Annotated in this window: 15 protein-coding genes; 8 read left to right on the top strand and 7 right to left on the bottom strand. The window is 60.1% G+C overall.

Translation table 11 applies throughout. The features are described from left to right. Positions 1–423: 423 nt before the first annotated feature. The 4 genes from C7123_RS00340 to cdaA all read left to right on the top strand — a co-directional run bounded on the left by C7123_RS00340 (position 424) and on the right by cdaA (position 5,331). On the top strand, positions 424–1,446 hold the full coding sequence (locus tag C7123_RS00340; protein ID WP_317046595.1) for a metal-dependent transcriptional regulator: 1,023 nt from the start codon (positions 424–426) through the stop codon (positions 1,444–1,446). Then, positions 1,443–3,602 carry a ferrous iron transport protein B gene (feoB, locus tag C7123_RS00335; RefSeq protein WP_069175374.1) on the top strand — a complete coding sequence of 720 codons (2,160 nt, stop codon included), beginning with the start codon at positions 1,443–1,445 and terminating at the stop codon, positions 3,600–3,602. Before C7123_RS00340 ends, feoB begins: the two co-directional genes overlap by 4 nt. A 90-nt stretch (positions 3,603–3,692) precedes the next feature. Beyond that, positions 3,693–4,538, top strand: coding sequence for a dihydropteroate synthase (folP, locus tag C7123_RS00330; RefSeq protein WP_069175373.1), 846 nt, complete (start codon positions 3,693–3,695; stop codon positions 4,536–4,538). A 22-nt stretch (positions 4,539–4,560) separates the two neighbouring features. Then, on the top strand, positions 4,561–5,331 hold the full coding sequence (cdaA, locus tag C7123_RS00325; protein WP_038012501.1) for a diadenylate cyclase CdaA: 771 nt from the start codon (positions 4,561–4,563) through the stop codon (positions 5,329–5,331). Between the two features lie 47 nt (positions 5,332–5,378). On the opposite strand, the gene C7123_RS12755 is transcribed toward cdaA, so the two are convergent. Further along, a complete protein-coding gene (locus tag C7123_RS12755) occupies positions 5,379–5,918 on the bottom strand; it encodes a hypothetical protein (RefSeq protein ID WP_159049773.1) in 540 nt (179 codons plus the stop codon). Between the two features lie 51 nt (positions 5,919–5,969). Here C7123_RS12755 and C7123_RS00320 point away from each other — a divergent pair, with 51 nt between their 5' ends. The 4 genes from C7123_RS00320 (at position 5,970) to C7123_RS00305 (ending at position 8,842) form a co-directional block, all read left to right on the top strand. After that, complete coding sequence (locus C7123_RS00320; RefSeq protein ID WP_069175372.1) at positions 5,970–6,515, top strand: RNA polymerase sigma factor; 546 nt, start codon at positions 5,970–5,972, stop codon at positions 6,513–6,515. Then, complete coding sequence (locus C7123_RS00315) at positions 6,512–7,033, top strand: hypothetical protein (RefSeq protein ID WP_069175371.1); 522 nt, start codon at positions 6,512–6,514, stop codon at positions 7,031–7,033. The genes C7123_RS00320 and C7123_RS00315 overlap by 4 nt, the downstream gene beginning before the upstream one ends. Continuing rightward, on the top strand, positions 7,030–8,013 hold the full coding sequence (locus C7123_RS00310) for a DUF4097 family beta strand repeat-containing protein (protein WP_083206875.1): 984 nt from the start codon (positions 7,030–7,032) through the stop codon (positions 8,011–8,013). The genes C7123_RS00315 and C7123_RS00310 overlap by 4 nt, the downstream gene beginning before the upstream one ends. A 151-nt stretch (positions 8,014–8,164) precedes the next feature. Further along, positions 8,165–8,842 (top strand): Crp/Fnr family transcriptional regulator, encoded by a 678-nt coding sequence (locus C7123_RS00305; RefSeq protein ID WP_069175369.1) that lies wholly within the window; start codon positions 8,165–8,167, stop codon positions 8,840–8,842. A 111-nt stretch (positions 8,843–8,953) separates the two neighbouring features. Here the strand turns inward: C7123_RS00305 and C7123_RS00300 are convergent, their stop codons facing one another. The 6 genes from C7123_RS00300 to C7123_RS00275 all read right to left on the bottom strand — a co-directional run bounded on the left by C7123_RS00300 (position 8,954) and on the right by C7123_RS00275 (position 14,155). Continuing rightward, positions 8,954–10,258 (bottom strand): NCS2 family permease, encoded by a 1,305-nt coding sequence (locus C7123_RS00300; protein ID WP_069175368.1) that lies wholly within the window; start codon positions 10,256–10,258, stop codon positions 8,954–8,956. A gap of 87 nt (positions 10,259–10,345) precedes the next feature. Further along, positions 10,346–11,047 carry a nucleoside-specific channel-forming Tsx family protein gene (locus C7123_RS00295; protein ID WP_069175367.1) on the bottom strand — a complete coding sequence of 234 codons (702 nt, stop codon included), beginning with the start codon at positions 11,045–11,047 and terminating at the stop codon, positions 10,346–10,348. A gap of 126 nt (positions 11,048–11,173) precedes the next feature. Further along, entirely contained in the window at positions 11,174–11,368 is a 195-nt protein-coding gene (locus tag C7123_RS00290; RefSeq protein ID WP_037984718.1) for a hypothetical protein, read from the bottom strand. 12 nt (positions 11,369–11,380) lie between these two features. Further along, positions 11,381–12,127, bottom strand: coding sequence for a shikimate dehydrogenase family protein (locus C7123_RS00285; RefSeq protein WP_069175366.1), 747 nt, complete (start codon positions 12,125–12,127; stop codon positions 11,381–11,383). Between the two features lie 301 nt (positions 12,128–12,428). Continuing rightward, entirely contained in the window at positions 12,429–13,187 is a 759-nt protein-coding gene (ubiE, locus tag C7123_RS00280) for a bifunctional demethylmenaquinone methyltransferase/2-methoxy-6-polyprenyl-1,4-benzoquinol methylase UbiE (protein WP_069175365.1), read from the bottom strand. A 17-nt stretch (positions 13,188–13,204) separates the two neighbouring features. Next, complete coding sequence (locus C7123_RS00275; RefSeq protein ID WP_069175364.1) at positions 13,205–14,155, bottom strand: phosphoribosylaminoimidazolesuccinocarboxamide synthase; 951 nt, start codon at positions 14,153–14,155, stop codon at positions 13,205–13,207. Positions 14,156–14,162: the final 7 nt, after the last annotated feature.

Here is a 14,162-nt window from a genome sequence, read left to right as displayed (position 1 = left end):
CCCCCTCGGTGTGCAGTAAGATGCCAATCCGTTTCTGATTGAGGGGCATTTGCTACCAAGGGTAACGAATCAGAATCTGATTAAGGGGCGTTTGCTGCCAAGGGTTGCGAATCAGAATCTGATCGGGAGTTGTTTGCTGCCAAGGGTTGCGAACCAGAATCTGATTGGGAGGTGTTTGCTGCCAAGAGTAGCGAATCAGAATCTGATTGAGGGGCGTTTGCTGTCAGGGATAGCGAATCAGAATCTGATCGAGGGGCGTTTGCAGCCAAGGGTAGCGAATCAGAATCTGATTGAGGGGCATTTGCTGCCAAGGGTAGCAAATCAGAATCTGATTGAGGGGCATTTGCTATGAGAGGTTATGAATCCCCCCTATTTATCCGTGCTTATTTTTGCGACCGGCTTTTACACCACAACATTTATACGATGATGAAGAGAGAAAAGAGTCACGGCACACGCCTCTTTGACGCCATCCGGACACGCTTCGGGCGGCACGACCGCGAACAGGACAGAGAGGTGGAGGAGGATCTCCTCAAGGCGGTCTATGAGCTAGGCGGACGCATCGCGGCCGACGAGGTGCAGCGCGTGGGCGAGTCGCTCGGGGCGGACGCGGATCGTACGGCGTCCGCTGTTGGCCGACTGGCCTTGCGGGGCGAGCTGACGATGGGCGACGAGCTACAACTGACCGACGCCGGCCGTGAGCACGCCCTCCGAATCGTTCGTGCACATCGCATCTATGAGCAGTATCTGGCCGAGCATTCGGGCTATGCGCCGGCGGAATGGCACGAGCGCGCGCACCGAATGGAGCACCGCATCAGTGACGCCGAGCAGGAGCGCATCGTCTCGCTGCTGCGCAACCCGTCGTTCGATCCGCACGGCGACCCCATCCCTACGCGCTCGCTGGAGGTGGCCGACCGTGGCGACGACGACCGTGCGCTCCGGGCCCGCAGCTGGTGGCGCGTCACGCACGTGGAGGACGACGACCGCGCCCTCTTCACCCTCATCGACGACCTCGGACTGACGAAGGACTCCGTGCTCTTCATCACCGACGTGACACCGGAGGGCTTCACCTTCATGTACGAAGGCGAGCGTTTCGCCCTGCCTGCGGCGGCCCACGCGGCGCTCAACATGGAGCCGATGACGGACGACGAGGTGCGTCGCAGTCCCGAGGCTGATGCCCGACGGCTGACCCGACTCGAGGCGGGCGTCACGGCGCGTATCGTGGGCCTTTCGCCCTCCTGTCGCGGCGCCCTCCGCCGCCGTCTGCTCGACCTTGGTTTCGTGCGTGGCAGCACAGTGAGCATCGATCTCGTCAGTCCGATGGGCAACCCCGTGGCCTACGCCGTGCGCGGGACAGCCATCGCCCTGCGCCACGATCAGGCGCGCTACATCCTAATCGGTACCGGCTCCTCTCAGCCGTCTTTTCCCCATATCCCACAACCCCAATGAATCAGACAACAAACACTGCCTCACCCTGCGCCACCTGTCCCAAGGCGGCGCCTATGCACGGTCTGGAGCGACGCGGTGCGCAGGCCGACGGCGAGCGCTTCGTCGTGGCCCTGGCCGGCAATCCGAATACGGGCAAGAGCACCGTCTTCAATGCCCTGACCGGACTCAAGCAACACACGGGTAACTGGCCCGGCAAGACGGTCGGCAAGGCCGAAGGCTTCTTCGGCTACGGTGGCGACACGTATCGCATCGTCGACCTGCCCGGCACGTACTCGCTCGCCTCCACGTCGGAGGATGAAGAGATCGCCCGCGACTTTATCCTCTTTGGCAAGCCCGACGTGACTGTCATGGTGGCCGACGCCACACGCCTGGAGCGCAACATGAACCTCATCCTGCAAGTGCTACAGATCACGGATCGCGCTGTGCTTTGCGTCAACCTGCTCGACGAGGCCGAGCGCAACCACATCCATATCGACCTCAACGCCCTCTCGCGACGGCTCGGCATCCCCGTGGCGGGTTGCTCGGCGCGGTCGGGCAAGGGCATCGACCGCCTGCTGGAGATGATGCACGAGGTGGCCACGGGCGCCTACGTCTGCCGGCCACACCGCGCCACGAACTTGCCGCCCGCCACGGCGGATCATATCCGCGTCTTGACCGAGGCCGTGGCCCGTGTGCACCCCAACTTATCGAACGCCGAATGGATCGCCTTCCGACTCGTCGAGCAGGATCCGAGCGTGCGCCAACGCTTCGGCAACGACGAGCTGAACGCGCTGGCCGAAAACATCCACCTCCAGATCAGCAACAACTTTCACGACCAATGGATGGAGGATATCTATGCCCAGGCTGAGGCGATCTGTCGCGACGTCGTGACGCAGGGCAACCGCCGCGGCCGACTGCCGATGGACGTGCGGCTGGATCGCATCTTGACGCATCGCGTGTGGGGTTTCCCAATCATGGTCGCGCTGCTCTCGGGCGTCTTTTGGATGACGATCGTGGGCTCGAACTACCCGTCGTCGTGGCTGAGCGACCTGCTCGTGGGGCTGATTCACCCGGCCCTGCGCGGCCTTTTCGTGGGCTTCGGTGCGCCGGCGTGGGTCACGGGGCTGCTGGTCGACGGCGTCTACCTCTCCACTGCATGGGTTGTCTCCGTCATGCTGCCGCCGATGGCCATCTTTTTCCCGCTCTTCACGCTGCTGGAGGACTTCGGCTATCTGCCCCGCGTGGCCTTCAATCTCGACGAACTCTTTCGCCGAGCCGGGGCACATGGCAAGCAGGCGCTGACGATGAGCATGGGCTTCGGCTGCAATGCTGCGGGCGTCGTCTCCACGCGCATCATCGACAGTACGCGCGAGCGACTGATCGCCATTATCACGAACAACTTCTCGCTCTGCAACGGGCGTTGGCCGACGCAGATCTTGCTGGCCACGCTCTTCGTGGGTGCCGCCGTACCGGCGCGTTACAGCGGGATCGTCTCGCTGGTGGCCGTCATGGGCGTCGTCTTTCTGGGCGTGACGCTCATGTTCGGCAGCTCGTGGGTGCTCTCGCGCACACTGCTCCGCGGCGAAGTCTCTACCTTCCACCTCGAGCTGCCGCCATACCGCCCGCCCCGCTTCTGGAGCACCATCTATACGTCCATCATCGACCGCACGCTGATCGTGCTTTGGCGAGCCCTCGTCTTTGCGGCACCCGCGGGCGCCGTCATCTGGCTCTGTTGCAACCTCACGGTGGGCGGTGTGAGCATCGCCGCGCATCTGATCCATTGGCTGAGCACACCGGGGTGGATCATGGGGCTGAACGGAGTCATCCTGCTCGCGTACATCTTAGCCATCCCCGCCAACGAGATCGTGATACCTACGGTGCTTATGCTGACGCTGCTTGTGCTTGGGCAGAGCGACGCGGGCGCAGCGGGTGTGCTGATGGAAGGCGGAGACGCAGAGACGAAGCAGATCCTCTTGGCTGGCGGATGGAACCTCTTGACGGCCGTCTGCCTCATGCTCTTCTGCCTCATGCATCACCCGTGCAGCACGACGATCTACACCATTTATAAGGAGACCCACAGCGCGAAATGGACCGCCGTGGCCACCCTTCTCCCCCTTGTGCTGGGCATCATCGTCACATCGATTGTCGCCTTCATCTGGCGCATGGTCGCTGGGTAAGAATAAGAAGTTGTATCCGCCAGTGAAGTTTGGCCGAAAGATGGCCGGCACCCCTGCTCCCCCACTCGAAACTCGTAACTAACAACATACATGAACGTAAAAACAATCAACCTCAAGGGCACACTGCGCTCACTCGACGTGCCCCTTATCATGGGTATCCTAAACGCCACGCCGGACTCCTTCTACGCCGGCAGCCGACAGCAAGACGAAGCCGCCGTAGTGCGGCGTATTGAGGCCATCCTCAACGAGGGTGGCACACTCATCGATGTCGGCGGATACTCCTCCCGACCCGACGCCGACGACGTTAGCGAGGCCGACGAGTGGGCACGGCTTGAGCCCGTCCTCCGCCGCCTCATGCGCGATTACCCCGATGTGCCCGTCTCCGTCGACACCTTCCGCTCGGCCATCGCCCGGCGGGCCGTCGAGGAATACGGCGCGGCCATGATCAACGACATCTCCGGCGGCTCGCTCGACGAACAGATGTATGCTACGGTCGCCACGCTGGGCGTCCCCTACGTCCTCATGCACATGCGCGGCACGCCTCGTACCATGCAGCAATTCACGGACTACGACGACGTGGTGGAGGCCGTCATGATGTATTTCGCTTCCGAGCTGCGCACGCTGCGCCGATTGGGCGTGGCCGACATCCTCCTCGATCCCGGCTTCGGCTTTGCCAAGACCTTAGAGCAGAACTATACGCTCATGCGTGCCCTCAGCGAGTTTGCCGACCGCTTTGAGGAGCCGCTGCTCGTCGGCATATCGCGCAAGAGCATGATCTACCGCCTGCTTGGCGGCACGCCCGACGACAGCCTCAACGGCACCACCGTGCTCAACACCTACGCCCTCATGCATGGCGCCTCTGTCCTTCGTGTGCACGATGTCCGCGCCGCCGTCGAGGCCGTTCGCATCACCCGCCAACTGATCCCTTCGGAATAATTCCCCTCAAAAAAACTCCCCTATAATGATATCCTTCGGCATCAAAGACGCGCTCGACGTCCTGCTGGTAGCCTTCTTTACCTACCAGATCTATAAGCTGATGAAAAGCTCCGGCACACTGCCCGTCTTCAGCGGCATTGTCTCCGTGGTCATCGTTTGGCTGATCGTCTCGCAAGTGCTTGAGATGCGCCTCATGGGCGCCATCCTCGATCGTTTCATCAGCGTCGGTTTCATTGTGCTTGTGGTACTCTTTCAAGACGACATCCGCCGCTTCCTCGTCACCCTTGGGTCGAACCCCGGTTGGCGCTTCGTAGCCAAACTCTTCTCGCGTCGCACAACAGACACCAAGGAGCAGAACTACATCGCCCCCGTTGTCTTGGCCTGTATGAACATGGCCCGTAAGAAGACCGGCGCCCTGATCGTCATCCGCCGCGAGATGGATCTTTCGGACTACGCCAAGACGGGCGAAATGTTTATGGCCGACATCAATGCGCGCCTCATCGAAAACATCTTCTTCAAGAATAGCCCCCTGCACGACGGAGCCATGATCATCAGCGACGGCCGGATCATTGCCGCGGGCTGCATCCTGCCCGTAGCCAAAAACGTGAGCCTGCCCAAGGAGATGGGCCTCCGTCACCGCTCCGGGCTGGGCATGTCGAAAGAGACGGACGCGCTGATCATCATCGTTTCCGAGGAGCGCGGCACGATAGCCGTCGCTCACAACGGCCAGATCGCCGCCAACGTTTCGGCCGAAGATCTGCGGCAAATCCTGGCCGGCGAGCGGGACGTGTAACTGGCTTCATGCCGCATGAAGAGGCCGAAAAGTTTTAGGCGCTCCAATTAACGTGAGTTCGATGTAGGCCATACTACGATTTCCTGAGGAAATGAGTGAGTAAGTGAGTGGCCGATTTCCTGAGGAAATGAGTGAGCAAGTGAGCTGCCGATTTCCTGAGGAAATGAGCCGAAAAGTTTTGTGGCGGCCGATTTCCTGAGGAAATGAGCCGAAAAAGTTTGTGGCGGCCGATTTCCTGAGGAAATGAGCTGAAAAAGTTTTGTGGCGGCCGATTTCCTGAGGAAATGAGCCGAAACAGTTTTGTGGCGGCCGATTTCCTGAGGAAATGAGCTGAAAAAGTTTGTGGCGAGCGATTTCCTGAGGAAATGAGCCGAAAAAGTTTTGTGGCGGCCGATTTCCTGAGGAAATGGGCTGAAAAAGTTTGTGGCGGCCGATTCCTCAAGGAAATGAGCCGAAAAAGTTTGTGGCGAGCGATTCCTCAAGGAAATGAGCCGAAAAAGTTTGTGGCAGGCGGCCCTTGTTTTTACCATCAAAAACGCGGATTGCTCTTTACCGATAGAAAAACTTGTCCTCCCCACCTGTAGCATTTTCGCTGCGGGTGCGTTAAGGGGGTAGATGGATGGAAAAAGACGCGAACAATGGACAGTTACGAGCAGATCATCGAGGGTGTGAGGCGCGAGCAGCGGGCGTCGCAGCTGGCGTTTTACGACAGTTTTCACGGGCCGACCTACCACAGCGCAGCGGCCGTGCTGGGCGCGGGTGATGAGGCGGAAGAGGTGATGCAAGATGTGCTGATGAAGGTGCTCCTCCGGCCCTCCCTGTTGCAGTCTGACGCCGCCGCCATGACGCGTTACCTGCGTCGCATGGCTACGAATGCGGCCATCGACCGCCTGCGCAGGGACCATGCTCCGCTCACGGTCACCATCAACGAAGACATGCTGCACGAGCCTCCCTCGGACGAACCTGACGACCCGGACGAGCTGCCCGACACGGACACGATCCGCCGCAGCGTAGAGCGTCTGCCGGAGACCTACCGCAACATACTCCGTCTGCGCCTCTTCGGCCAGATGCGCTTTGCCGACATCGCCGTGGCGCTTCGGGCCAACCCCTCCAGCGTGCGCGTGCAATACACCCGCGGCCTGTCGAGGCTGCGTAAACTCTTAACACGAAAGGAAGAAGGATGAACACGAACGATAAATTAGAAAACAGACTCCAGGCGCTGGCCGCGGAGATCTTTGCCGCCGATACACCGCCGGCGGGCCATCGCGAACGCTTTGCCCAACGATTAGATGCCGAGCGCGCATTGCGTCGGCGACGTCGGCTGTCGTGGCGACTGGCCATCGGTGCCGTGGCGCTGGCGGCGGCCGTGGCCCTTACGGCCGTCTGGCTGTGGCCGACGACGGTTGCGAGCGACGGCTGCGACGATGCGGCGGAATCGCCCGTCGAGGTGCAGCGCTATTATGCCATGAAGCTCGATCACGAGCTGGAGGCCACGCGTGCCCTGATCGGCGATACGGAGAATGAAGATCGTCGCGCTTTGCTCGAAGAACTTCAAGCCATGCAGGCCGAGGGCGTGCCCGACGTGCAGCTGCCCGACGACGAGCGAATCACCCTCATCGTGCGCGTCTACACCTCCAAGATCGACGCGCTGAAGCACATCCAAACGCAATTATCAACCCACTATAAGAAAGAGGAATCATGAAAAGAATGCTGCTTACCGTGCTGCTCGTGAGCCTTTGCGCCATGGGCAGCACAGCCGCCAAGAAGGTTTATCGGCGGCAGATTGTGAAGGAGTTCAGTGTTGGAGCGCGTCCTGAGCTCGCCCTTAGCAACTGCTTCGGTGAGATTCGCATCGTCGAAGGTGCGGATCGTAAGATCACTGTGCGCGTGGAGCTGCGCGGCGAGGGTAAGACGGAAGAGGAGGCGCGTCGGTATGCCGAGGCCGTCAACGTCGACCTCTCGCTGTCGGGCAACCGGGTGGAGGGCCGGACGACCTTCCAAAAGATCATCTGTAATAACTGCGGCCGTGCGGCGGACTTCACCGTGACGGTCCCGCGCGACGTCGTCCTCTCGCTCGCCAACCAGTTCGGCAACATCTACATCAACCGGGCCACGCAACCGCTCACCGTCACGGTGAAGTATGGCGACCTCTACCTCAAGGAGGCTTCGACGGCCTCGGTCAACGTCTCCTTTGGCAAGGCCTCCATCGACCGCTGCTCGATGCTCAACCTCAATAGCCAGTATTCAGGCATCACCCTCGGCACCGTGGGGCAACTCACGGGCAAGACGAAGTTCGACGGCACTTACCGCATCGAATCCGTCGGCCGCTGCACATTGACCGCGGGCTATACGCAGATAAGGATCGATCGGCTGAGCGAATCGTGCGTCGTGGACAAATTGCGCTTCAGCGGCCTCAGAATCGGCGAGGTGGCGCGTGGCTTCAGCGAGATCTCCGTCAAAGCCTCCTACAGCGAGGTGCACCTCGGCCTGACGCCCGGTCACGCTTTCCGCGCCGACCTCTCGGCCTCTTACGGCCAAATCCATACCGGCGACCTGAATATCCGTGCTGCCGATACGCGGAGCGGACACACCAATCAGCTTTCAGGCACGGCTGGCGCGTCGGATAGCCCGCGGGCGCGAGTGAGCGTCACGTCCTCGTTCGGAGATATTTATCTGAAGTGAGGCTGGAATGGCGTCGAAATACCGTTTGAACGCCTTCTCTGCGCTCTGATCCATCTTCGATTTTGAGATTTCCGGATTGGTTTACATTTGGCCCGTCAAAATAGTTATACCAAGTAGGACATAAGTGGAATTAGAAAGAGAAACAGAAGAAATGGACGCCTCGGCGGGCTGGGCTCGCATGTGGAGGCTGCTGAACGAGGAAGAGCGTAGCATCTTACGTGCAAATTCAATCATTGCGCACTATAAGCGCAACCAGATCATTTACTCCGAAGGCGACGAACCGAAAGAGATGATGTGTTTGCTCAAGGGGAAGGTCAAAATCGCCAAGGAAGGTGTGGGCGGACGTAGCCAGATTATCCGCATGATACGCCCCATCCAGTACTTTGCTTACCGGGCTTATTTCGCGAAGGAGCGTTACCTGACCAGCGCTACGGCCTGCGATCTGTCTACGGTCTGTGCCATCCCCATGACGATTGTTGACATGCTCATCCATGCCAACTCGCGGCTGGCTATGTTTTTTATCCGCCAGCTCTCCGCCGATCTGGGTATCGCCGACGAGCGGACCGTGAACCTTACGCAGAAGCATATCCGCGGCCGATTGGCCGAGTCGCTGCTCTTCCTCAAGGATAGTTACGGGCTGGAGGAGGATGGTGCCACGATCAGCATCTACCTCTCGCGTGAGGATCTGGCTAACCTTTCGAACATGACTTCCTCGAACGCCATCCGCACGCTCTCCTCCTTTGCTTCCGAGCGGATCATAGCGATGGACGGCCGCAAGATCAAGTTGATCAACGAGGATCAGCTTCGCAAGATCAGTCGTATGGGATAGAGGGGACGGTAAAGCGAAACAGTAGAAAGGAAAAAGTCCTGCCGGCGGAAAGGGTATCGCACCCCTTCTCTGCCAGCAGGACTTTTCGTTTTCCGCTTTTCGTCTTCCGCGCTACCCGATAAAGACGTATTTCAGGATGAAGAGCACGGCCAGGACATACATCGTCGGGGTGAGCTTGCGACGCTTACCGCCGAGCAGGTTCAGGACAACGTAGCTGATGATACCGATCAATATGCCGTCCGAGATGCTATACGTGAGGGGCATGAGGACGAGGCAGATGAAGGCGGGGAGCGACTCGGAATAGTCGTCCAAGTCAATGTCGCGGATGGGGCTGAGCATGAAGAGACCGACGATGACGAGCACGGGGCACGTAGCCGAACCGGGGATGGAGAGGAAGAGCGGCGCGAAGATGAGTGCCACGGCGAAGCATACGGCCGTGGTGAAGGCCGTGAGTCCCGACCGCCCACCTTGCGCCACGCCCGAGGCACTCTCCACATACGTCGCGATGGCGCTCGATCCCATCATCGACCCGATGGTTGTGCCTACGGCGTCGGCCATGAAGGCGCGCTTGAGGTGCGGCACTTGACCGTTCCGCAGCATCCCCGCCTTGGTGGAGACGCCGACGAGTGTGCCGATGGTGTCGAACATGTCAATGAAGAGGAACGTAAGCACGACGATGAGCATGTCGACCGTGAAGACGTGTGTGAAGTCAAACTTGAAGGCGATCGGAGCGATGGACGGCGGCAGGCCAGCCACACCGCCAAACGTGGTCAGGCCCATTGGTAAGCCGATGAGCGTCGTGCCGAGGATGCCGAGCAGTAGGGCACCGCGGACGTTGAGGATGAGCAGTGTGCCCGTAAGCACAAGGCCGATGATGGAGAGCAGTCCGGGGCCGGAGGTGATGGTTCCGAGCGTGACAAACGTGGCAGAGCTGGAGGCGATGACGCCGCCATTCTTCAGCCCGATGAAAGCGATGTAGAGCCCGATGCCCGGCCCGATGGCGTTGCGGATAGAGGCGGGGATGGCGTTGACGATGGCGTCGCGGAGATTCGTCTCGGTGAGGATGATAAAGGCCACGCCCTCGATAAGCACGGCGGTGAGGGCGAACGACCAGTCGTAGCCCATCTTGGTGCAGACGGTGTAGGCAAAGAAGGCGTTCAGGCCCATGCCTGGCGCCAGGGCGAAGGGTAGGCGGGCGTAAAGCGCCATGATGAGGGTGGAGAACATGGAGATGATGGCCGTGGTGGTGAAGATGGCGCCTTTGTCCATGCCGATGTCGCCCATGATGTTCGGGTTGACGGCCAGGATGTAGGCCATCGTCAGGAAGGTGGTAATGCCGGCTATGATCTCCGTCCGCACGTTCATCGTCTGCGGATCGAAGCCGAAAAGTCTCGTTAGGGTAGTCGTCTTGTTCATGTGGTTGTATAGGTAGGGGTGATGGGGAGTTACTACTACGGTTATTGATCGTGACTGAGGGTTTGCAGAGTGTCGCTCTGCGAACCCTCAGAAGGTCCACTTGGCGGCTATGGTCGGGTTAACCCGGAATCCGTCTTGGCCGGCAAAGTTGTTCGACAGCTCCACCTCGCTGCCGAGGCTGAGATTGAAGTGTGGGTCGATACCGGGGAAGCGGTTCAGGTTGACCCACAGCTGCGGCTCACTGATAAAGGCTAAGTCGCCCGCCCGGCCCGGCTCGCGCCACCAGTCGGCAAAGCCGGAGAAGGTAAAGCGGCCCGCGGCGGCATGTACGTACCAAGTGGCCGTGAGCTGGAAACTGTTCGGCTCCGGCGCACGCTGGATGTACTTATACAGGGCCATAAGCGAGAAGCCACGCGTGAAGTCGGGGTGGTTCCATGCGTAGGTAGCGCCGGCGAGGTAGGCGTTGCGGATGTGGTTCAGGCCGCCGTTGTACTCCACGTGCAGCGCCACGGGGGCCTTCCACCAGCGCAGCTCTCGGCTGATCTCCCAGTAGGCGCCGGAGACGCCGTCGTTCGTGTAATCCATATCGACAAAGAAGAAGGTGTTGCCCCAGGCATCGGGGCGGAACATCTCCACGGTGGATGTCCAATGTGCGCGGCCACGTTCGGAGTCGTAGAGGGCGTGGCCAAAGTCGTAGTGCATCTGCACGTTTTGCGCCTGCGTGGTGAGACGTGTTGCCGTTAGCAGGAGGCACACGGCAAGAAGGATGTGTAGTTTGATTCGATTCATTTGAAATAGGTGGTTAGAAGGTAGTTCGCTTACCCCCTGTAAATGTGGCTGTTTACTCATACCCTTATAAGGTAGCTTCGTCCTACCTTATAGGGTAGCTTCGTCATACCTTATAAGGGTATTGGGTTACTTCCGAATATTCTTTGCGGCGAAGACCATCATCAGGCCGAGGTTGACCACTAATACGCCGCCGCAGCACGCCACGTAGAAGGCCAACCATTCGCGATCGGGTCGCAGCACGAAGTAGGCCACCGCGGTGCCGACCGTGATCAGCCCCATGAGCACGGCCAACGTCCGCAGGATAACTGTCCGCTTATTCATTGCGCCGATGGTTCAACTGTTCCAGATCTGCCATGCGGCAAAGGCTTGTAGAAGCAACATCTCGAGGCCATTCTTCACCTCTGCGCCCTGTTCGCGGCCGCGGCGCATGAAGAGCGTCTCATCCGGGTTGTAGAGCAGATCGTAGAGCAGGTGCGAGGGCGTAAGCAAGTCGTAGGGGATGTCGGGGCATTCGTCTACCTTGGGGTACATGCCCACGGGCGTGGCGTTGACGATCACGGTGTATTGCTCCATCACCTTCGGCGTGAGGTCGGCATAGGTTAGGCAGGCAGGTTTGCGGGAGCGCGAGACGTAGGTGGCGCCGAGGCCGAGCTGCTTGAGGCCGTGGAAGACGGCCTTCGAGGCGCCGCCCGTGCCGAGGATGAGCGCCTTGCGGTGCGAGGGCCCAAGGAGGGGTTCGATGGACTCCTTGAAGCCGGTGATGTCCGAGTTATGCCCCTCGAGACGTGGCCGGCCGAAGTGGCGTCCGCGAAACTTGATGACGTTCACCGCGCCGATGCTTCGGGCGTTGTCGGTGAGGTCGTCGAGCAGGGGGATGACGGCTGTCTTGTAGGGTAGGGTGACATTTAGGCCGCAGAGGTCGGGGTTGTCGCGCAGCACGTTCTTCAGCTCTCGAACGTCTGCAATCTCAAAGTTGATGTATTCGGCATCGATGTGCTCCGACTCGAACTTCCGGTTGAAGAAGCTCTTGGAAAAGGAGTGCACCAGCGGATAGCCGATTAAACCGTATTTCTTCTTCATGTGTGAATAAGTAGTTATGCGCCTTTGGGGGCGCGGGTAGTTATGAGTAGTTATGGCCTTGCGGCCGGGTAGTTATGCGCCTTTGGGGTGCGGTAGTTACGGGGCTGCGCCCCGGGTAGTTAGCGGCTAAATCCGCAGTAGTTACGGCCTTACGGCCGGGTAGTTATGCGCCTTTGAGGCGCGGTAGTCAGAAGTAGTTATAAGTGGATCAAACTGCCTTTTACTACCTATAACTACCGCGGCTTTAGCCGCTAACTACCCGGCCGCAAGGCCGTAACTACCGGGAGCAGACCCCCCATAACTACCCGCGGCTGGAAGGCCGTGTAGCGGAATACAGCGTGCACACGCCGCCGGTGAACGTCCGCACACGGACGTCAGTGAAGCCTTGCCGACGGAGCAGCGCGGCCATGTCTTCGCCTTGCGGCATCTTACGGATGGAGGCGGGCAGGTAGCGATAGGCATCCTTTTCGAGACCGAACCAACCGCCGACGAGCGGCATGAAGACGCTGGAGTAAATGCCATACAGCTGCTTCATGGGGAAGCGACGCGGGGCCGACAGCTCCACAATGCGCAGTCCGCCGCCGGGGCGCAGCACGCGATACATCTCGCCAAGGCCACGCTCCAAGTCGGCATAGTTGCGAACGCCGAAGGCTACCGTTACAGCGTCGAACGAGGCGTCGGCATAGGTCAGCGCCATGCAGTCCTGCTGCTCAAAGGCGATGCGGTCTGACAGTCCCGCCTCGGCGGCCTTACGCCGACCGACGGCCATCATTTCTTCAGACAGGTCGGCCGCTACGACGCGGACCGACGGCGAGAGGCGCCGACAGAGCAGCAGCGCCATGTCGCCTGTGCCCGCGGCGATGTCGAGCACCCGGCGCGGGGCGATAGCCCGCAGCGAATCGACCGTCTTACGGCGCCAGCCGCGGTCGAAGCCGAGCGACAGCATGCCGTTGAGCAGGTCGTAACGCCCGGCGATGCGGTTGAACATACGTCTGACCTGCGTCCCTTTGTCTTCGTCATTGCCTGCGTAAGGCACGACGCGCTCCACTTCGACCGACATAGTGCGCCCTCCTCTGGTTAGGCTTTCTGCTGTAAGTAATCCTTCACGTTGCGCTCGATGCGTGCGATGAGGTCACCGCCTTCGTGGCGCACGAACGGCTCGCCCGTGATGTGTTCGTAAAGCTCGATGTAACGGTCTGAAATGCCGGCCACGATCGCAGGCGTCATCTCCGGCACGCGCTGCCCGGGCTTACCTTGGAAGCCGTGCTCCATCAGCCATTCGCGGACGAACTCTTTCGAGAGTTGGCGTTGCGGCTCGCCCTTGGCGTAGCGCTCCTCGTAGCCCTCGGCGTAGAAGTAACGCGAGGAGTCGGGCGTGTGAATCTCGTCGATGAGGTAGATCGTGCCGTCGTGCGAGCCGAACTCATATTTCGTATCCACGAGGATCAGTCCGCGTTCGGCAGCGATGCGTGTTCCACGCTCAAAGAGGGCCAGGGCGTAACGCTCCACCACTTCGTAGTCCTCGGGCGACATGAGTCCTCGGGCGATGATCTCGGCTTTCGAGATGTCCTCGTCGTGCGTGCCGATCTCGGCCTTGGTGGTGGGAGTGACGATGGGGTGTTCGAAGCGCTGGTTCTCGCGCATGCCGTCGGGGATAGGCACGCCGCAGATCTCGCGCACGCCGCTCTTATAGGTACGCCAAGCGCTGCCGCAGAGGTAGCCGCGGACGATCATCTCCACCGGGAAGCTCTGGCAACGTACGCCGATGGTGACCATCGGGTCGGGGGCGGCCTGCTTCCAGTTGGGGCAGATGTCGGTCGTAGCGTCGAGGAACTTGGCGGCGATCTGGTTCAAGACTTGTCCTTTGTAGGGGATGCCTTCGGGCAGGATGACGTCGAAGGCTGAGATGCGGTCGGTAGCGACCATGACGAGTGTGCGGCCGGCGATGTCGTACACGTCGCGCACTTTGCCGTGGTACACGCTCACCTGGTCGGGGAATTGATAATCGGTGTGGGTTAATGCTTTCATATTCTTG

The sequence above is a fragment of the Tannerella serpentiformis genome (assembly GCF_003033925.1).
Lineage (GTDB): Bacteria > Bacteroidota > Bacteroidia > Bacteroidales > Tannerellaceae > Tannerella > Tannerella serpentiformis.
This window is presented reverse-complemented; position numbering and strand designations above follow the sequence as displayed.